A 19,714-nucleotide genomic window follows, 5' to 3' on the forward strand; every position below is an offset into this window, starting at 1 on the left:
ACCTGTCTGCTTGTGTCCTTTGATCGGTATAATAATCTAGCGTTCTTTGGGAAACTTTCTTACTTATCATTGAAACGTTTGTTGATAAAATAGTAATTTACAGCCTGTTTAATATCTTTCCTGAAATCGTTATATAGGTCAAATTGATTGCAAGCACAAATAATAGATTTTTGTAAGGTATCGCTATTAATCTTTAGATATGGGCCGAGTTCTTTGTATATCGTGCTTTTTACTTTCGTCTTTAGGTTGTCCAGTTTTTCCGGCTGAAAAATCCGTAAAACGACTGCGATTGCTTTGTAACGATGTTGGATGTCCTTGTAATTGATGTATTCGCCCTTAATCTGTTGGTTGGGGATACCCATAAATTCACAATAACAGTCGATGACTTGACTTATTTTGGTAAGATCGGGTTCATATATCTTATCTATTGATCTCAATATCTCAGGATGATTTTCTTTTAAGAAACTCAAAATGAAAGAATAATATAATGTGTTCATACGTAGGGAATTGATCTTGTCATTTTGTTGTATTGGGGATGTGGTTAATTCTTGTTGTGGAAGTAGAACTGACATAAACTCTACCTGCTGTGTCTGTTTTGGATGAATGTCCTGGGTACTAATATAACCCTGGTTCAATGCGAAGGACCTTTCTAGCTGTGAATTTGTTGTGAAGAAGCGTTGCATATTTGATGTTTTAAAATGAATATTATTTTCTCTGTCTTATCGTCTTTTAATACATGCCACGAGTGGCCTTTTTCCTGCTGGTGATAGTGCCGCTGAGCGATCTGTCATTATGAATATATATTGTTAAACAAAGTTAAACAAATTTGTTAATCATTCAAGCGTTTTTATGATTATTTTACTGAATAATTTATGCTTTTTAAAAAGTGTTAAACTTATTTGTTTAGTATTAATTATTTGATAATCAAATATTAATGTATTTATTTTGTTTATTTATTTGTTTAGGTTTAATAAGTTGTGTAACTTAGTGTCAGATTGTTATGATTTAGTGTAACATTTGTTAAATATCCTATAAAAACATGGAAACTTATCCAGCTAATAATTTTGAAGTTTTGCGCTTGGAGATGGGGATTACCAACCGGGAGTTTGCGGGCATATTGGGCGTGCGCGAGCAGGTATATTCGCGTATCAAGAAAGGTGAATATCCGATTGGTCTTACGATGAAAACCAGGATTCAAAATGCTTTTCCTCAAGTTCAATACGATTGGTTGCTCTATGGGAAAGGAGAACGAAATGAGCCTGGAGCTTCTCAGTCTGATACTATTTCAATGATCAATGTAGGAAACGGTAAGTCCATTGGATATTTTTCTAATGATGTTAAGTTTATTGATGAAAATAAAAACAATATATTCTTTGAGGTATCTCCGGGACGTTATCTGATGCAGACCAAGCTTGTTACCGAGAAGGCAAAAGCTGGTTATCTTTCGGGTTTTTCAGATGCGGAATACATGGACGATTTACCGGCGCATTTTATTACGGTAAATGAATTTCACAAAGGTGCTTACCGTTCTTTTGAAGTTAGTGGAGATAGTATGACTGATGGGACTGACGCTAGTGTCCTTGATGGTGATATTGTTACTGGACGTCTGATTAAGCGTGAACTATGGCAATCAAAATTCCATACCCATAAATATAGATATTGGGTCATCGTACATCGCTATGAAGGAGTAATTATTAAGGAAATAGCCAACCACGATGTCACCAATGGAATCCTTACACTACGTTCTCTCAATTTAGATAAAGCTACCTATCCAGATTTTGAAGTCAGTTTGGATGATGTGGATCAGATCTTTAATGTTGTTGATATCAGCCGCTCATTATAAGGCTTGTCTTGACCCACCACTTTCTCCACCTTAAGCAGGCTGAAATGATGCACAGCTTTATATTTTTGGAAATTAAAATACATAGTTACAGCCTGTTAATTTTTAAACTAAATAATATAGCAAATAAAACTAATTAAATTAGTTTTATTTGCTATATTTGGCGGTGGATTGAAGGTCGGTGAACATGTCTAATGTATGATGTCATAGCGTCGAACAGTATATATTATATGCGCTATTACGTATAACGTACATAAAGAAAATTGGTTGCTCATTATTCTTGCATGTTCATTGCTTTCAATTCTGACAAATTGAAAGAATAGATCGTACGCGATGAATTTCGAGTTGTGTTGTGCCGGTCACATACCATCAGGGACATTACGAATTTATCATTTCCACTTTCTGTAATTTTTTGGGATTAAAGGGATTCCTTTTGGAAAATAGAGTCCGTTAAAATCAAAATAAAAGAAAGTCCCAGTTTCAGCATGTCTGATTTGCAAAAGAGCCTTTAAACTTTTGGGTGTACTGATATATCTATAATCGAAGCGGTCATTTCCCAGAACAGGAAGGTTCCCTTGCTGTGTATTGACGAGTATCAGTTGTGTTTGATCATCTTTTGCTGGTATTAGGCTAAATTCATTGTTCAATACAATTGCTTTATTTTGAGGGGTAACTATCTGGTTTGATATGCTCGGCGGTGGTATCATGCTTCCCTGCAGTTCAATTTCTTGATTGAGTAATTGTGCGATTGCATCACGTTCATAAGCGACGGTACCTAACTTGCTAAAATCAGTGTTATAAATTTCAACCGCAAGGTTCGATTCGGGAATACCGTATTTCTGACCGAACACACGTTGGATCGCGGTTTTGCTTCCTAGCACAAACCCGATCAGCGTCATGGGAGCATTTTCATTTATTCGATATATGAGATCAAAACTTTCAAAACTGGGTAAAGAATTAATGGGCGCAAAGTTATTATCGGGAGTTAAAACATCGTAGGTTTCATCTGTTTTCAATGCCCAGAGATATTGTTTGCCATCTAAACTTTCATTGTCCCAAGCGTCAATATTTGGTTCAATTTTTTTATAGTGTGTAGCAAGCCGTATTGGTGAATTTCCTGGCCTTAGTAGAACAGAGTTTCCATTCAATTCAAAGTGATAATAACTGTCGTTCTTGATTCTCAAACGGCCGCAGGTCCTATCCAAGTACCCCGAAAACTGTGCTTTCCCTGAGTAGGCATCAATGACCTCGTCCCCCCCTTCATTTTTCGCTACGATATAGCTTTGAAAATCGCCAACCACATCATAATTACCGGGACCGTTTATAAAACTATCGGGAGAAACAAGTTCCGTTCCCGAAACGTTCAATATGCCTAATTTACCTTCGAATTTAAAAGGGACAAATTGCGGACGTTCCTGAGCGAATACACAGGAGAAAAAGAAAAAAATAATAAAAGCGAAAATAAACTTCATCGTAAACTGACTTTTGACATTCGGTGCCGATCGCGATCGCGTGCACTTTCAAATTTGAATTTACAAAAATAAATCTATTCAACTATGAAAGTTTTTCTACTTACCCGGGTTGTCTTCAGGATTAGTTTGTACCGAGTTGCCAGCCTACTCGTCGTTTTAATTTTCAAAAAGCCATTTTATTCCTATAACCAACATAATGATCACTGCGATTAGGTATTTTATTTTAATCACTTGCTGTTTTCTGTAAGCGATGTAGATCCCCAGGGCCATAATCAGGGCAATTGCAATAATTACCCATCCAAATGAAAAACTGTTTCCAAGCTCAATATTTATCATTTCTTTAAATTTTGTTATGTGTTTGATCGTTCTTATTCTTTTTCAAATGTTACGTCCGTTATCCTGTAGTTGAAATTGGTTTTGTCGCGCTCACCTTCAGGTTTTTCTAATTCACTGTAATGTACGGTGCCGGTCATTTTAAACGTAGTATGTGTGTCAAGATTGATTTTCTCACCATTTTTATCAATAACATTGAAATTTTTGAGCGTATAGTTCTTTTGATCTGCCGGAAGTTCAAATAGAACATTGTTGTTTTCTGTTCCAACAGGTAGTATCACGCTAAATGCTGTGAATTTTTCGGAACTGATCGCATGCGGTTTCACAATAAAATTCATTGCCATTGTCTTTGATTTACCCGATGAAAAGGTAAAGGAAGGAGCATCAAATTCACCAATTAATTCAATAGTTTTGTTGTGATTGTCATAGCTGGATTCCATTGCTTTGATCGTATCTACTGATGTGCCATTGCATGATGATAAGGATATTAAACTTACAGATGCAGCGAGCGTGGCGGCGATTATTCTTTGTGTTTTCATGGAAATATAGTTTTATTGTTTTTGATTAGTTTAAGATAATGATCATTTCATTCGGACTTTTTGTCCTTATTTTTTATAAAAGTACAATAGAATATGCTGCCCTTTGTTGCAGGATTTAAATTCGTTGTGAACGAATTTAAATCCGTGAGCTCTTTTGCTTTTTTCGCTTTTCGAATAATCAATTGCCTGTAATATTGTAACCTCTAAGACGCTTGGTCTTGTTGGTTGTGGGAGAAAGCACAATAGCGAGTGGATTAAGCAATAAAGAGGTCTAAAAATAGAGCGGAACTGCCTGCTAAGGATATTACAAAATTATATAATTTGAGCGAATGCCTATATTTTTCCTTAATCTTTGGTTCTGAAAAAGATAAGGCTGATGATGAGGCAAAATAAAGTTATAAAGGAGAATACAGTTCGGATATTGTTCCAGAATACCCAGGGATCCTCAATTAGAAGGCGCATCTGGTGTATGGCATCTGATGATGCTTTTGAAAGATCGAACGAATCCAGTTGATTATTTAAGGGAACGTTTTTGGCGCCGGTAATCATAAATACACCGATAATATAACTTAAGCATGCCGTCAATATCAAATAGAATTTCGGAGATGAAAGGTCAAAATACAGGACTGACGAAGTAATTAACAATAATGGTGCCCCCAGAAAACAGCTGTAAAATACTGGATTTAAGATTTCTCTGTTGATGTTTTGCATCGCCATCAGATAAGTCTTGTCATCCAGTTTCTGAAGTCCTAAATTGACAGAGAATGTATATGCGAAAAACAGGCCTGATATTAATGCTGAAGTGATTGCTGCTGCTGCTATCGTGATTTCATGTAATTTCATTGCAGTCGAATTTAAAAGAGTAGCGATTTTATTTAATTTCCTTTATCAAAAATCGTCATCAATAAGCTTCCAAAATAGAATAAAAACGACAATACTACATTTTACCAAATGTATTTGGAGTCATTCCTGTAAAGGCTTTGAATACCCGGATAAAGTGTGATTGGTCGGCGAAGCCATTCGCATAGACGATATCACTTTTTTTGCTAAAATCTTTTGTCGTCAGTTGGTTGAGCGAAGACTGAAATTGGACTATTTTCGCAAATTGCTTTGCAGAAATGCCTGTTTCTTTGAGAAATCTTCGTTCGAGTGTCCGGATGTTCAATTTTTCTTTTTTAGCAATTTCTTTGATGGGAATAGTACCCTTGCTGTCGATAATATATTGAATTACTTCTCTTATTAAAAAATCGAGCTTATTTCTTTTCTGTTCAAAATAATCGAGCAGTAAATTTTCGATAATCGTGATCTTTTCCGGTATAGTTGGTACCAATAGGATCTCAGAAATCATCTTATTGATCTCATTTTCGTGCCCATTAGTTAGATCATGGCACCTGTCATTTATATCTTCGGGATTGATCCCCCAGAACGCGCGTAAAACAAATGGATAAAACTGAAAAATAATAATTTGAAAGGGGCCATTCACTTCTATAGCTATGGGCTTGATCGTTTGACCATATAAGAAGATTGTTGGCATTTTTTTGCCATGCGGCTGTATGGTCAAACCATTTTCGGTTTGATGGAATAGAAGTCCCGGGTACCCATCTGCAAAAAACGGTAGCACTGTTTCCACATCGTCCTTGTTTTCAAATACGAGGATATCTTTGACAAACAGTGTAGATTGACTTTGAACAATGTTTTGGATATCCATCGTGATAACTAGTTTTGGATGAGACTTCAAATAGACTTAAATAACTCTACAAAAGATTCAGTGTTTTTACAAGTTCCCTTGCTGCCGCACTTCCGGCGCGGTTGGCTCCGATCGTGGAGGCAGAGGGGCCATAACCCACCAGATGAATTCGAGGTTCCTTAGCAACCATCGTAGCAAGTCGTCCATCCATTAGGATGCCCCCATTTTCTTCTTTAGGCAATACTGGGTCTAAATGTTTCAATGAACTTTTAAATCCCGTATTCCACAGGATAATATCAGCTTTTTCTTCTCTGCCATCTTCCCATTTTACACCAGTCTCGGTTATTTCGCTGAACATCGGAAATCTTTTGAGCACACCTCGTTTTTCCATCGCCTGAATTTCAGTGGAATAGGGGAGTCCTGTTACTGATACTACCGACAATGGCGGCAAGCCCTGTCTGACACGTTCTTCGACCATTGCTACAGCATTGTGGCCAGCCATGTCATCAAACGGACCTTCGCGAAACAGAGGTGGTCGTCGCGTCACCCAAGTTGTGGTCGTCACAGTTGAAATTTGATCCAGCAACTGGATGGCCGAAATACCACCTCCGACAATGATAACATGCTTACCTCTGAAATAGTCCGCTGTTTTGAAGTCTTTCGTATGCAGTTGTTGTCCGTGAAATAAATCTGCTCCCGGATAATATGGAATATATGGGCTCTCCCAGGTGCCTGTTGCGTTTATAATGCCCTCCGCAGAAAATAAGGTCTTAGCAGTGTCTATGTGGAAACGTTGTCCATATAAAGATACGCGATCCACTTTGATTGGACGATACACCTCCAAGCCATATCTCTTTTCATAAAGATCGAAGTAATGTGGAACAGCAATATTTGCCTGCACTTCAGTCTCATTATTTTTTAATGTTTCTTCAAACGACATGCCCGGCAAGTCATGGATTTTGTTTACGGTACTCAGTGTCAGTGAAGGCCATCGAAATTGCCATGCTCCGCCGGGGGAAGGAGCTTCATCCAGAATAATGAAGTCCCGATTAATTTCCAGCCCCAGTTTTTTCAGATGATAAGCTGAAGAAAGACCCGCTTGGCCAGCACCGATTACTGCGATTTTGGTTTTGTAACGAATGTTGTTTATCATTTGTATAAGAGCGCTAACGCCAGCCTAATTCAGGTGCGACATGTTCCAAAATAGCGGATAGTACATGGATATTGTAATCTACACCTAAGGTATTTGGAATTGTTAAGAGGACGGTGTCTGCTTCTTGGATTGCCTCATCCTGAGCGAGTTCTTTCACAAGTTGATCAGGCTCGGCGGCATAACTGCGGCCAAAAATAGCACGTTTGTCCGCTTCGATGAACCCAATTTTATCAGCTCGATCCGACTCCTGCCCAAAATAATAGCGGTCTAAGTCATCTACCAACGCAAAAATTGAGCGACTCACGGAAACTCTCGGCTCCCCATGATGCCCTGCTTCTTTCCATGCTTCTTTATATAAGCGTATCTGCTCAGCCTGTTGTACATGAAAAGGTTTTCCATTTTCATCGTACTTCAATGTCGAACTCTGTAAGTGCATTCTATTCTGAGCTGCCCATATTGCTGTTGCATTTGAGGCTGCTCCCCACCAGATGCGGTCACGTAGCCCGGCGGCATGTGGCTCTAGCCTGAGTAAGCCCGGTGGGTTCGGAAACATCGGGTAAGGGTTGGGCTCGGCAAAACCTACACCTTTAAGCTTTTCCAGAAATTCCAGCGCCTTCCTACGTCCCATATCAGCATCGGTTTCCCCTTCAGCAAGTTCATAACCAAAATAGCGCCATCCGTCTATCACCTGCTCGGGTGAACCCCTACTAATTCCCAATTGTAATCGGCCTTCTGAAATTAAATCAGCTGCTCCAGCGTCTTCCACCATGTATAGCGGATTCTCATAGCGCATATCAATCACTCCGGTACCTATTTCAATTGTACTGGTCTTTGCACCAATAGCCGAAAGTAAGGGAAAAGGTGATGCAAGCTGGTTGGCAAAGTGATGTACTCTAAAGTAAGCCCCGTCTATACCTATTTCTTCTGCTGCTACGGCCAGATCGATGGACTGAAGCAAGGTGTCGCTTGCTGTCTGTGTGCTGTAAGCCGGATGTTTGGACCAATGCCCAAAAGATAAAAATCCTATTTTCTTCATGCGTCAGGATGGGATTTGATGTTTATCAAATTTAACAAAACTACACTGATTTGCGAGCTCAAATTTGTCCGACGGATGTCAATAAAGTTAGCTGTCGGAATAGTTATCCCTTAATTGCCATTTGACAATTGAGGGAACTTATTAATGTCCTAATTTTGTATATCGTAAACATGAAAATAGAATTGCTATGACTCCAGAAAAATTATTAAGACAGATTGACTTTATCAAGGAAATTGATAAACTTAAATACATTCAACGAAAGACTAAGCTTTTCAATAGTGACCGGTATGAGAATGATGCGGAACATAGCTGGCATTTAGCTTTGATGGCGATGATTTTATTTGAACACGCTGATGAATCTGTGGACCTACTGAAAGTTATTAAGATGGTACTGATTCATGATATTGTCGAAATTGATGCAGGCGACACCTTTATCTACGATACACAAAAAGCGCATAGCAATACGGAGGAGGAGCGCTTGGCTGCCAACAGAATATTTGGCCTTTTACCGGAGTCTCAAGCCGAAGATCTTATTAACATCTGGGAAGAGTTTGAAGCTGGAGAAACCCAAGAAGCAAAATTTGCAAGGGCAATGGATCGTTTAGAACCACTGTTGCAGAATAGCTCCAACAACGGCGGCACCTGGAATGAACCTGGTGTGAACTATAATAAGGTTTATGCAAAAAAGAGTGTTATCAAAGCAGGGGCCAATGTATTATGGGAGTATGCCGAAGGTTTGATTGATGATGGCGTAAAAAAAGGTGTTTTAAAGAAAGATTGACTTTATTCTGAAGAGGCTGTATCAAAAGTCAATTTTTGTAATTAAAAAGCTATCCTCCCAAATTTAATTCTGATTTCTAATTGTGAATTTCATTTATGATACCGCCTCGATATTGAACCTGTTTTTTATAATCGCCGTTTAACCAAATGGCTTTGTCAATAACATCAAGAGTGGAGCTGCCTTAAAATTGGATATTACCAATAACAATGATATCGACTTTTATCGAGGAGCCGCTTCCCGAAAGTATCATAGCCGAGCGTATAATATAAGATATCCATCGGATTTTGTTGCAAAAGAATGCTTAGAAGTAAAAAACTTTTAGGTGTTAAAGGGGGAAAAGTGACCGTTTACCGAGCTATACCTACCTTTTACCGAAAACAACTGGAAAGACATGGGCGCTTTTTGGAAATTAGACACTAGTAATCTAGTTTCTATTTGGTATGGTACATCTTTTTAATGCATTGATTATTTTTTTATTCCTGTCACTTGTAGCGCTTTTTTCAAATATGGAGAAAAAGAAAGATAACGAAGGTTTTCCGGCTGTTTCGAATGTTTATTGCACGGATTCGGTATCTAAAGTTGATCTGAAGTATTTGGGCGATTTACGGCCAATAAACAATAAAATAACAACACGCTGAGATACCTTCCAATAATTCTCGTGCCTAAAAACAGTGTGGAAGTACCTCAAAAATTTAAGCAGAATATGATGAAAAGAGTTGAAATATTTAAAACAAATGTCTGCAAATACAAAGACGCAAAACAAATCATTACGGCATTTCTGGGGTTGTTCGCCGCGTATAAAATAAACTTTGATCTTGATGACGAAGAAAATATTTTAAGAATTGAGTCTACTTATTCGGATATTGATGTCCATCACATTACGAAACTGATGTTTGACTGGGGCTACGAATGTGAGCGGATAACATAATGCTTACATAGCTGAAAGGATTCACATATTAGCCGTGGGAAATACTAAAAATTGTTTTTTTTATTGATTTTTACACTTACTTTCGAGGTTATTATGGGTTATCGCTACAGCATATCCTTTCAATCAGGATCTGCTTTGTGAAATCAGGTATGTTTTTAATATAGTATTCGAATATGAAGCGTATAATTTTTGTTCTTTTAATCATACTCATTTGCCATTATGGTGCTGTTGGACAGGCCGAAAGTGGTGATTTGACCATCGGTAAATCAATTTTCCTCCATTCTCATATTTTAAATGAAGACCGTAAAATCAATATTTATCTTCCGAATAATTATGTCGAAAATGATACATTGACCTATCCGGTCGTCTATGTCCTCGACGGTGGTATGGATGAAGACTTTTTTCATATCGTCGGGATTGTTCGTTTTGATACACAACCTTGGATAGCACGGTTTCCGAATAGTATTGTGGTAGGTATTGAAGGCAATACCCGAAGACGTGATTTTACATTCGCAGTTCCCAATATTGATTTTTTAGAGAAAGAAGGTTTTCAAAAAGCCAGCTTTCCTGCCTACGGTGGATCGCAAAAGTATATCACATTCCTTAAAGATGAATTGTTGCCTTATATCGGTAAAAACTATAGAACAAAAGCGGAAAGAACAGTAATCGGGGAGTCTTTGGCTGGACTTTTCTCAGCAGAAGTCTTACTCAAACAACCTGATCTTTTTGATAATTATATTATCATTAGTCCCAGTTTATGGTGGGGGCAACAGGAATTGTTGAAAAATTCCGAGAAGCTGTTGGATGCTAATCTGAGAAAAAAGGTGCGGGTTTATCTTGGGGTTCCCAACAAAGAAGAAGATCTTAAAATGTATCAGGACGCCGAAGCATTTTATAATATCCTACGCAAGCATAAAAAGACGGCTATTATTTTTGACTATATGGCCGAAGAATTGCATTCAACCGTTATTCATCAGGCAGTTTACAACGCGTTCAGGCAATTATATCCCAAAACAGCTTATTCGAAATAATCGTGTACAATACGCGTTGAACTCTTTTGTGTGAGGCATATTAAGTATTAATTGACCGCGCAATTGTTTGAACGATTTATGCCTTACTTTGCTGATAAGCGCGATTGTTGAATAAACTCTTTTGGCGTTAAATTAAACGCTTTTATAAAGGCTTTCGTAAAATAGGAAGCTGAACTAAACCCAACCAAGAACGCCACTTCATTGATGCGGTAATCTGATTCAATCAGTAATGTACAGGCGCGCTTTAGTCTGTAATTTCTTACATAGTCGCCAGGAGAGGTCCCGCTGATCGCTTTTAATTTTCGTTGAAAATTAGAACGGCTGATTTTAAATATATCCACCAGTGATTCTACATTGAATTGTTCGTCTGAAAGATGTTTTTCGATTTCAGCATTGAGCTGTGTTAAGAAAGCCTCATCATGGACATTTGTCGTTAAGGAAGAATAAGGGGACAATGGCGAGGCATGGAAATTATCCAATAGATATTTTCGGTTTTGCAATAGGCTGCTGATCTGTGCCTTTAAAAAGCTCATCGAAAAAGGTTTTTCAATAAATACGTCAGCACCGGAGAGTAGACCTTCAACTTTTGTCGCATTTTGTATTTTGGCGGATAGTAGAATGACAGGAATATGTGAGTAGTTAATGTCGTTTTTTAAACGTTTTACAAATGTAATCCCATCAATCTCTGGCATCATAATATCGGAGATCACAAGATGATAAACTTTATTGTCCAACATCGCCAAGGCCATTGCTGCACCATCCGCAATATCAATATGATAAGAAGCTGCTAATGAATGGCGAATAAAATCTGTGATGTCCGGGTTGTCATCTACGACCAGGATCTGGGTAAGATTGTATTCAGCCTTATCCTGGGTTATGGGCTCTTCCGTCATGTTTGGAATGACCACTTTAGGGCTTAGCTGAATACTGGTGATCGTAAAGATAAACCGGGTGCCTCGGGGGTGTATATCTTCAATTTTTATCTCAGCCCCCAGCCGGTTTGTCAGATGTTTGACCAAGGATAATCCGATGCCCGTTCCGCTGCGGTCTTTATTCGTGCTAAGCTGATAAAAAGGATCAAATACAAGCTTTTTAAAATCATCCGGTATTCCCGGACCATCATCCGAGACCGTAATCGTGAGAGAATTGTCTGCGTTTTTTTCTAGCCCGATCGAGATATAGGAATAAGCGAATTTCGTCGCATTGGTAAGTAGGTTACTTACAATTTTCATGACAGCATCCAAATCGGTTTCGATAATCAGGTCGTGATCCTGAGGAATTGATAGATCGAAGCGAACTTTGTTGCGGTGGATTGATTTTCTGAATCTATCGTAAAGATCTTCTACCAAATTTCGCAAATTGACAGGCTCCAGACTTAACGGCTGTCCGTTTTCGTCCATTTTGCGAAAGTCAAGTAGCTGATTGATCAGTACGGTAAGACGCGCACAATTTTTCTCTATGATCCGGAGATTATGCATGGTTTCTTTATCTGCATTTTTGTATAGGAGTATTTCTTCTAGAGGGGCTGTAATTAAGCTCAAAGGCGTACGGATCTCGTGCGCGATATTGGTGAAGAAATCAATTTTTGATCGGAAGGATTTTTGTTCCTGTTCAGACTGGAAAGCCGTTAAATGACGAGCTTGCTTACGTTTGTTCGCTATAATATAATACCGCAGACAAATATAGCACAATGCGATGAACAGGAGCGCATACGTTATTTTTGCAGGAATGGAGCGCCATAGCGGCGGTAATATTTCAATTTGTACCGCCGTACCTTTTTCATTCCATAAACCGTCATTATTGGATGCCTTTACATGAAAAACATATGTCCCTGGCGAAAGATTGACATAACTCACACTTTTCGTATTACCGGCGAGAGTCCACTCGTCATCAGCTCCCTCCAGTTTATAAGCATATTGATTCTTGGAAGGTGACGCAAAACTCAAGCTCACAAAGGAGATATTGAATGAAGAAAAATGGTGAGTTAGTACAATCTTTTCGTTCTTGTTCAATTGAACCTGAATGTCTTTTTCTAAGTTAGGGTTATGCTTGTTCAGTAATTGTATCTCCGTAATGAAAACATTTGGTACAGCTTGATTTTTAACTGAGCTAATTTCATCGGGGTAAAAACTTGTGAACCCATTGATCCCACCAAAATAAAATCGGCCATCCTTTGATTTGAAAGATGCTTTGAAATTAAATTGATTCGTTGAGAACCCATTCTCCGTCGTATAGAGTTTGTAATTTTGGGGACTGTCAGGGTGAAAGCAGATAATGCCTTTGTTGCTGCTAAGCCAAAGGTTACCCAAGGCATCATCGAGTATGCCGTAAATCACATTGTTGGGCAATCCTTGGGCTTGCCCGATATTTCGAAAGCTATCCTTCGTCTTGTCATAAATAAATATTCCTTTTCCCTCACTCGAAAATAACAACCGATGTTGGCTATCAATATAAATGCTGGTTAGTTTGCTGGACGAAATGGGATCCTTTGGTCGGATCAAGCTATAATGAATCCAGGCTTGCTTGCGTAGGTCAAATTTTATGGGGCCTGATTGGTACGAGGCGAGCCAGATATTACCTTCATCATCTTCTTTGATGTCATAGATAAACTGGGTGACTTCAGGGATACGGACAAATTTCTTTTTTTGTTGATCATATCGACTGAGTCCGACGGGAGTTCCTATTAGAAGATCCCCATTTTTTGTTTTAAACAGCGAAAAGATGCAATCATCATTGATTGTTTCCGGGTTGTTGGCGTCATGACGGAAATTTTGGCGTTGACCAGTTGTCAGATTGTAACGATCGAGTCCCCGGGAAAAAGTGCCGATCCAAAGATGATCGCCATCTAAAAGCAGGGCATGGGTATTATGATAAGACGCTTTTATTGGTTGCGAAATTTGCTTCTTTTTTTTGTCATAGTAGTTGATGCCACCATCCTCTGTGGCTATCCACAGGTTTCCTTTCGTATCTTCACAAAATTGGCTAACAGCTTTTCCGGACAGAAATCCGGGAAGAATATCCGGGAAAAAAGTTTCTACGGAAAGTAATGCTGTATTGAGATAATTAATTCCACCAAAGTAGGTGCCGATCCAAATGGCATTTTCGCGATCCCGCGCAATGGAGTATACATTCTGGTCACTTAGACCATGTTTGTAATAGGGTACGTCTAATCGTTCGGATGCTCCCGTTTCGGTGTGAAATAGGAAGAGTCCGTCATCTGAACCAACGAGAAGCTGGTTTTCGCGAAATTCTCGTAGCGCACGGATGTGCGTAACATAGGGATGGCTGGTCTTATTTAGAAAGCGACTGAATTCGTTAGACTGTTTGTTATAACGGATCAAGCCTTGTGACCAGGTACCTAACCATAGGTCTCCTTTAGGGTCTTCCCACATCGAAAGAATTTCAAATTGAGAATCTCCCACTTCGCTGAATAGCGGGCCGACGATGTTAAAATGTGCCTGTTGGTTGTTGAAACGAAGGAGTCCGAGACGTGTGGCTGCCCAAATAACGCCGGAACGATCCTGTAGAATGGCCCAAGTTGCATTTTGCCCCAATGTGGCTCCATTCAGTTGTATCTGCGCAACTTTATTTGTACTTGGATTATATTTCCAGATTCCCTGCGACATGGTCGCAATCCAAAGATTTCCTTGCCGGTCGACATGAAGGGCATTGATCGCTGAGTTAAACGTTCCTTTGCCGCTCATGCTAAGCTCAATCTTTTGAAAGGATGCTGTAACCTTGTCCATGATATACAAACCGTCATCGGTTCCGATATACAAGTGACTTGGCGATTTCTCAGTGATACTTCGGACAAAATTATTCCCCAGTGACTGTTTTTTTTCCGGTTGGTAATGGTAATTTTTGAAACTATTTCCATCGTATCGATTCAATCCGTCTTTTGTCCCGAACCACATAAATCCTTGCCGGTCCTGGACAATGCAATAGATCGTATTTTCAGAAAGACCGTCTTCCACTTGCAACTTTCTAAAATGAAAATTTGAATAACGTTGTGCCTGGCAGGTGACCGAACAGACCAGATACAAAAAAATAATGCCAAAAATGAGCGCCCCTTTCATATCAACTAAAATAAAACTAATAAATGATTCTGTTGATATGACCGATAACCGATAAATGGTAATTGTCGGTTAAAAGATGTATAAACTGGTCAAAAAGCGGGAATGACTTATTTTTACCATTTTTTGGATCATATCTGCTACTTTGTTTCTGTAACGCCTGTTACATTTGAAATAGGTTTAAGATAGAATCCGGCCATGGGTTCTTGTCTTTGCCTATTTATAATAACCAGTTTTATACGCTAATAAATCAAATTATGAAGGGAAAATTTTTCATTCTTTTCTTGTGCTTGCTATCCTTAGCAGTAAAGTCACAAACGAGTAACCTTCAAGGGAGGGTATCGAGTGAATCGGGGCGGCCGTTGCCAGGTGTAACCGTCACCATAAAAGCATCAGGGACCGCGAAGACGACGGACGAAAACGGCCATTATACGATTGCTGCCAGCAACGGGCAGGAGCTGATCTTCTCTTTGATCGGTTTTCATTCCAAAACAATTTTATTTAACGGTGCGGCGACCTTAGATGTCACACTTCAGGAAGAAAACAAAGACCTGGAAGAAGTTGTCGTGATTGGGTATCAGACGATCAAAAAATCGGATCTGACGGGTGCTGTTTCGGTCTTTAATCCAAAGGAGATGAAAAATACCACGGTAACAGGGACTGTAGGGGATGCCTTGGCAACTTTACCCGGGCTCAGTGTACGCACGGCAGGCAATCCGGGGGCAGAAGGTAAAGTTGAGATCCGTGGTACCGGGACATTTGGGTCAAGCACTCCTTTATATGTCGTCGACGGGGTTGTATCGGGAGCAAACCGGGATTTTAATTTCAATGATATTGAGAGTATTCAGGTGCTGAAAGATGCCTCCGCAGCTGCGATCTATGGTTCGAGGGCTGGGAATGGTGTTATCATCATAACAACCAAGCAGGGTAAAGAAGGGCAGATGAAAATCGAGCTTTCCTCCCGGGCCACAGCACAATGGCTGCCACGTTATAACTTAGCCGACCGAAATCTATGGCTGAGTTTGAATGATCTGGCATTTAGCAATGGCAATAGGCAATCGGCCAACCATTTCGAGGGCACTACCGATTGGCAGGAAGAGGTATTCAAAACAGGTTGGCTGCAGGATCAGCAGATCGCTTTCTCAGGCGGAAGCAAAGAAAGCCGTTATTATATTTCGGGTAATTATCAGTCCAATACGGGAGCCACGATCGGAACATCCAGTAAACGTTTTACGCTACGTTCCAATATGTCTACTTCACGCAACTTTGGAGAGCACGTCAAATTAAGTATCGGCGAAAATATTGTGCTGAGTAATTTTAATGTACATGAACTCAATACCAATCCCATTGTCGACGTTTATCGTATGCTGCCAACCATTCCAATCTACGATGAAAATAACATTGCCAAAGGAGGATATGGTATTGGCGATGGGAATCGGGATGTCACTTTTGGAACCAATCCTTTCGCCAAAGAAGATTTTGAGCAAACGGAAAATGGTAACCTGCGGACCAGAGGGAATGTATTTACCGAATTGGAACTGTTCAAGTCATTCAAATACCGTTTTAATTTTGGCTTTGACCTGAGTAATGATCGTCACATGTATCTCCGAAAGGAAGGTTTCTGGACCTACAACCAGCCTTATGATCCATCCTCCTTAAATAAAAACCAGGCCCAATACCGTGGGTTGGTGTATGACAATACTTTAGAATATGCGAAGAAGTTTGATAAGCATGATGTCTCTGCCGTTGCGGGTATCAGTTATCAGACCTCTAATTATGAACAGCTGTGGGGAACGAAAAATAATGTGCTCATGTCTGGAAAAAACTATTTTACCAACTTGGATGCTGCACTGGACAACCCAAAGACCGGTAATTATCAAGATCTCGAAAAGTTATTTTCCGTCTTTGGTCGGGTTAATTATACTTATGACGATAAGTATCTGTTTAGTTTTACCATGCGCCGCGACGAATCCTCTAAATTTAATCCGGATTACCGAGTGGGCTATTTCCCGTCTGTCTCCGGGGGCTGGCGTATGAGTAAGGAAGATTTTTTTCACGTACCCTGGATCAATGATTTAAAGCTGCGCGCCAATTACGGTGTTTTGGGGACCTCCAATATCGGCGTTTGGGACTGGGTTTCTTTCATCAATGTTTTTCCGCAGGCAGCTTTTGGTGTTGATCAGACGGTCCAAAACGGGATGACCCAGGTCAAACTGGCCAATGCCGATCTCAAATGGGAGAAGGTCGCGCAGTTGAATACCGGATTTGACGCCCAGTTATTCTCCCATAAGCTCCATCTATCTGTGGATTATTTTATCAAAGAAACCAAAGATGTATTGACACCTATGCAGATCTTAATGGCTACGGGCAACAACGGCGGAAATCCTTATGTGAATGCTGCCTCCCTGCGCAATGCGGGTATTGAACTTGCAACGGAATGGCGTGATAATATTGGTGAATTCGGTTATCAGATCGGCGTCAATGCATCCTATATCAAGAATAAGATCCTCAAATTAGGGTATGACAAAAAGGAGTTTACGCAATGGGATACAAAATCCAAAGTTGGCAGCTCCATCGGTAACTGGTATCTGATCAAAACGGATGGTCTTTTCCGTTCAGACGATGAAGTACAGGCATATAAAAATAGTCAAGGGCAATTGATTCAGCCGAATGCCAAACCAGGCGATGTTAAATATATAGACTTTAATGATGACGGACAGATTACAGATGCCGATCGGCAGTATTTAGGGCGGAGCATACCATTATATCAATTGGGGATGAATCTAGGCCTAGCGTACAAAGGCTTCGATTTTCAGGTACAATTGACAGGTGCATTTGGCTTCAAATCCTTTAATGGGCCACGCAGTGCGTACGACCGTTTTGACGACAATTCAAACTACCGCGCCGATTATGATCCTTGGACTCCAGAAAATCCCAATGCCAAAGACCCGCGTCCCATTTATGCGGATTCCCGAAATGTCCGGGGCGATCAGGACCGTTGGTTAGAGAATGGGAATTATGTTAAGATCAGACAGCTCGCATTGGGGTATAATCTGCCGCGAACGCTGTTAGGTAAAACCTTGAATCAGGTTCGGTTTTATGTCAATGCACAGAACCTGATCACCTTTACCTCCTATCGCGGATTGGATCCCGAGTTTTTGAATGGCAATATTTGGGATCGAAGCTATGATGGTGGCGCATTTCCCAATGCCAAAGGTTTCACTTTCGGAGCCCAAATTACTTTTTAACCTAATCTTTGAACGCAATGAAAAAGCTACTCTATATTTTATTGGCGGCGGGCCTGATGCAAGCCTGCAAAGTGGATGTGGAAAATCCCAATACCATTACCGTAAAGACCTATTGGAAAACCGAGCAAGATGCGGTACGTGGGGTCAACGCAGTGTACAATATGTTCTATAAACCGGGCACCTTTAGCCGCTGGATGTGGTTTCGTTTGGATCTAACCTCAGATGAAGGATTTAGTCAAAGTCCTTGGGCTGAGCTTAAAGAATGGACACAGTTTCGGTACAATAACTACAACTTCTGGGAAGGAAATGCCTGGACCTATCGCGATTGCTATGAGGCTATTTTCCGTGCAAATCAAGTGCTGCATTATACCCCGGATATTACATTTGCCAATCCAGCTGATCAGGGACCGATTCTCGGGCAAGCGTATTTCTTGCGGGGATTATATTATTACTACCTTGCGCTATTATGGGGCGGTACCAATCCTAGTCTTCCAATTGTATTGGAACCTTCAACCCCAGGAATTCAACCGGAGGGCCATACCGAAGCAGAGGTTTATGCGCAGGCAATAGCCGACTTTAGTAAAGCCGAAAGCTTATTGCCCGAAGTATGGGGCGGTTCCGAAAAAGGAAGGGCAACCAAAGGTGCGGCACTTGCTTTTCGGGCAAAATCATATATGCAGCTGCATCAATGGAATGAAGCAAAGGCAGATTTGGCCTGGCTGGTAACAGGGGCCGGAAAGGGGTATTATAACTTGACAGCCAATTATTTTGATAATTTCGATAAAGCGAAAGAGAATAATATGGAGTCAGTTTTTGAAATCCAATATTCAGATGCCAATCCGTCTCCTGCCGGTGATGGCGATTTAGATGTGGGGCCTAATCTAGGCTTGAACCGAGGACAGTTTTTTGCCCCTCCGGGCATTGGTTGGACAGATGGAGAACTTCGCCCCTGGTTAGTTGATGCATTTAAGAAAGAAAAAAATATGGACAATGAATTTGATATACGTTTGCGGTATACGGCATTTTATAATGGTATGCAGAACGATTTTCTGGATAATAACAAAATCTATCGATTGACAAGTGATGCCGCCCAGTGGAGCAATTGGCCCGGACGTGTCTTTTTTAGAAAATATGGGTCAGATTATTTTCGTGATTTTGATGACTATTACAACCCAACAAATGTGCGGATAATTCGTTTTTCTGATGTATTGTTAATGTATGCAGAATGTATTGTGGCCTCAAATGGTTCATTAACGGAGGCCGTTGCCCTTGTCGACCGGGTCCGTGAACGTGTAAATATGCCAAAATTAGCCGTGAATTATCTTGGCGCAACCACCGATAAAACCGCATTCCTGAAAAGATTGCAGACTGAAAGAGTATTGGAACTGGCAACAGAAGGACATCGCTGGGCAGATCTAAAACGTTGGGGGATGGTAGACTCACAAGAAGGACTTGCCGAATTGAAACAAAGGGATGCCGACTTTAATAATTTTGTCTTAGGGAAACATCGTTCACTACCGATTCCCTCAGATGAGGTCAACAATAATCCAAATGTAAAGCAAAACCCTAATTATTAATGGCTTGGCCGTATAA

General features: G+C 40.2%; 15 protein-coding genes. 6 read left to right on the forward strand and 9 right to left on the reverse strand.

Annotated features, from left to right (window positions below):
- Positions 1 to 59: 59 nt before the first annotated feature.
- Positions 60 to 683 (reverse strand): hypothetical protein, encoded by a 624-nt coding sequence (locus HPC41_RS00215; protein WP_172392007.1) that lies wholly within the window; start codon positions 681 to 683, stop codon positions 60 to 62.
- A 356-nt stretch (positions 684 to 1,039) separates the two neighbouring features.
- Between HPC41_RS00215 and HPC41_RS00220 the strand changes: the two genes are divergently transcribed.
- Positions 1,040 to 1,843, forward strand: coding sequence for a hypothetical protein (locus HPC41_RS00220; protein WP_172392008.1), 804 nt, complete (start codon positions 1,040 to 1,042; stop codon positions 1,841 to 1,843).
- Positions 1,844 to 2,229: 386 nt separating this feature from the next.
- Here the strand turns inward: HPC41_RS00220 and HPC41_RS00225 are convergent, their stop codons facing one another.
- From HPC41_RS00225 to HPC41_RS00255, 7 genes are all read right to left on the reverse strand, one after another.
- Positions 2,230 to 3,312, reverse strand: coding sequence for a hypothetical protein (locus HPC41_RS00225; protein WP_172392009.1), 1,083 nt, complete (start codon positions 3,310 to 3,312; stop codon positions 2,230 to 2,232).
- A gap of 156 nt (positions 3,313 to 3,468) precedes the next feature.
- Positions 3,469 to 3,648: a hypothetical protein gene (locus HPC41_RS00230; RefSeq protein WP_172391971.1), complete on the reverse strand. Its 180-nt coding sequence runs from the start codon at positions 3,646 to 3,648 to the stop codon at positions 3,469 to 3,471.
- A gap of 32 nt (positions 3,649 to 3,680) precedes the next feature.
- Positions 3,681 to 4,184 (reverse strand): hypothetical protein, encoded by a 504-nt coding sequence (locus tag HPC41_RS00235; RefSeq protein ID WP_172392010.1) that lies wholly within the window; start codon positions 4,182 to 4,184, stop codon positions 3,681 to 3,683.
- A 345-nt stretch (positions 4,185 to 4,529) separates the two neighbouring features.
- Complete coding sequence (locus HPC41_RS00240; protein ID WP_172392011.1) at positions 4,530 to 5,027, reverse strand: anthrone oxygenase family protein; 498 nt, start codon at positions 5,025 to 5,027, stop codon at positions 4,530 to 4,532.
- A gap of 94 nt (positions 5,028 to 5,121) precedes the next feature.
- Complete coding sequence (locus tag HPC41_RS00245; protein ID WP_172392012.1) at positions 5,122 to 5,892, reverse strand: helix-turn-helix domain-containing protein; 771 nt, start codon at positions 5,890 to 5,892, stop codon at positions 5,122 to 5,124.
- A gap of 46 nt (positions 5,893 to 5,938) precedes the next feature.
- Complete coding sequence (locus HPC41_RS00250) at positions 5,939 to 7,024, reverse strand: NAD(P)-binding domain-containing protein (protein WP_172392013.1); 1,086 nt, start codon at positions 7,022 to 7,024, stop codon at positions 5,939 to 5,941.
- Between the two features lie 13 nt (positions 7,025 to 7,037).
- Positions 7,038 to 8,060: an LLM class flavin-dependent oxidoreductase gene (locus HPC41_RS00255; protein WP_172392014.1), complete on the reverse strand. Its 1,023-nt coding sequence runs from the start codon at positions 8,058 to 8,060 to the stop codon at positions 7,038 to 7,040.
- Between the two features lie 187 nt (positions 8,061 to 8,247).
- Between HPC41_RS00255 and HPC41_RS00260 the strand changes: the two genes are divergently transcribed.
- The 3 genes from HPC41_RS00260 (at position 8,248) to HPC41_RS00270 (ending at position 10,800) form a co-directional block, all read left to right on the forward strand.
- A complete protein-coding gene (locus HPC41_RS00260; RefSeq protein ID WP_172392015.1) occupies positions 8,248 to 8,841 on the forward strand; it encodes an HD domain-containing protein in 594 nt (197 codons plus the stop codon).
- Between the two features lie 703 nt (positions 8,842 to 9,544).
- Positions 9,545 to 9,769, forward strand: coding sequence for a methyltransferase type 11 (locus HPC41_RS00265; RefSeq protein WP_172392016.1), 225 nt, complete (start codon positions 9,545 to 9,547; stop codon positions 9,767 to 9,769).
- A 173-nt stretch (positions 9,770 to 9,942) separates the two neighbouring features.
- Positions 9,943 to 10,800, forward strand: coding sequence for an alpha/beta hydrolase (locus HPC41_RS00270; protein ID WP_172392017.1), 858 nt, complete (start codon positions 9,943 to 9,945; stop codon positions 10,798 to 10,800).
- Positions 10,801 to 10,883: 83 nt separating this feature from the next.
- On the opposite strand, the gene HPC41_RS00275 is transcribed toward HPC41_RS00270, so the two are convergent.
- Positions 10,884 to 14,876 (reverse strand): hybrid sensor histidine kinase/response regulator transcription factor, encoded by a 3,993-nt coding sequence (locus tag HPC41_RS00275; RefSeq protein ID WP_172392018.1) that lies wholly within the window; start codon positions 14,874 to 14,876, stop codon positions 10,884 to 10,886.
- 254 nt (positions 14,877 to 15,130) lie between these two features.
- Between HPC41_RS00275 and HPC41_RS00280 the strand changes: the two genes are divergently transcribed.
- Together HPC41_RS00280 and HPC41_RS00285 are read left to right on the forward strand one after the other, a co-directional pair.
- Entirely contained in the window at positions 15,131 to 18,121 is a 2,991-nt protein-coding gene (locus tag HPC41_RS00280; protein ID WP_172392019.1) for a SusC/RagA family TonB-linked outer membrane protein, read from the forward strand.
- A gap of 17 nt (positions 18,122 to 18,138) precedes the next feature.
- A complete protein-coding gene (locus tag HPC41_RS00285) occupies positions 18,139 to 19,698 on the forward strand; it encodes a RagB/SusD family nutrient uptake outer membrane protein (protein WP_172392020.1) in 1,560 nt (519 codons plus the stop codon).
- The last annotated feature ends 16 nt before the right edge of the window (positions 19,699 to 19,714 follow it).

The sequence above is a fragment of the Sphingobacterium prati genome (assembly GCF_013167215.1).
Taxonomy (GTDB): domain Bacteria; phylum Bacteroidota; class Bacteroidia; order Sphingobacteriales; family Sphingobacteriaceae; genus Sphingobacterium; species Sphingobacterium prati.

Coding starts and splice junctions, on each gene's coding strand:
- HPC41_RS00235 (WP_172392010.1), bottom strand. CDS start 4,184: ATGAAAACACAAAGAATAATCGCCGCCACGCTCGCTGCATCTGTAAGT.
- HPC41_RS00285 (WP_172392020.1), top strand. CDS start 18,139: ATGAAAAAGCTACTCTATATTTTATTGGCGGCGGGCCTGATGCAAGCC.
- HPC41_RS00225 (WP_172392009.1), bottom strand. CDS start 3,312: ATGAAGTTTATTTTCGCTTTTATTATTTTTTTCTTTTTCTCCTGTGTA.
- HPC41_RS00275 (WP_172392018.1), bottom strand. CDS start 14,876: ATGAAAGGGGCGCTCATTTTTGGCATTATTTTTTTGTATCTGGTCTGT.
- HPC41_RS00280 (WP_172392019.1), top strand. CDS start 15,131: ATGAAGGGAAAATTTTTCATTCTTTTCTTGTGCTTGCTATCCTTAGCA.
- HPC41_RS00260 (WP_172392015.1), top strand. CDS start 8,248: ATGACTCCAGAAAAATTATTAAGACAGATTGACTTTATCAAGGAAATT.
- HPC41_RS00270 (WP_172392017.1), top strand. CDS start 9,943: ATGAAGCGTATAATTTTTGTTCTTTTAATCATACTCATTTGCCATTAT.
- HPC41_RS00220 (WP_172392008.1), top strand. CDS start 1,040: ATGGAAACTTATCCAGCTAATAATTTTGAAGTTTTGCGCTTGGAGATG.
- HPC41_RS00240 (WP_172392011.1), bottom strand. CDS start 5,027: ATGAAATTACATGAAATCACGATAGCAGCAGCAGCAATCACTTCAGCA.
- HPC41_RS00245 (WP_172392012.1), bottom strand. CDS start 5,892: ATGGATATCCAAAACATTGTTCAAAGTCAATCTACACTGTTTGTCAAA.
- HPC41_RS00255 (WP_172392014.1), bottom strand. CDS start 8,060: ATGAAGAAAATAGGATTTTTATCTTTTGGGCATTGGTCCAAACATCCG.
- HPC41_RS00230 (WP_172391971.1), bottom strand. CDS start 3,648: ATGATAAATATTGAGCTTGGAAACAGTTTTTCATTTGGATGGGTAATT.
- HPC41_RS00250 (WP_172392013.1), bottom strand. CDS start 7,024: ATGATAAACAACATTCGTTACAAAACCAAAATCGCAGTAATCGGTGCT.
- HPC41_RS00265 (WP_172392016.1), top strand. CDS start 9,545: ATGATGAAAAGAGTTGAAATATTTAAAACAAATGTCTGCAAATACAAA.
- HPC41_RS00215 (WP_172392007.1), bottom strand. CDS start 683: ATGCAACGCTTCTTCACAACAAATTCACAGCTAGAAAGGTCCTTCGCA.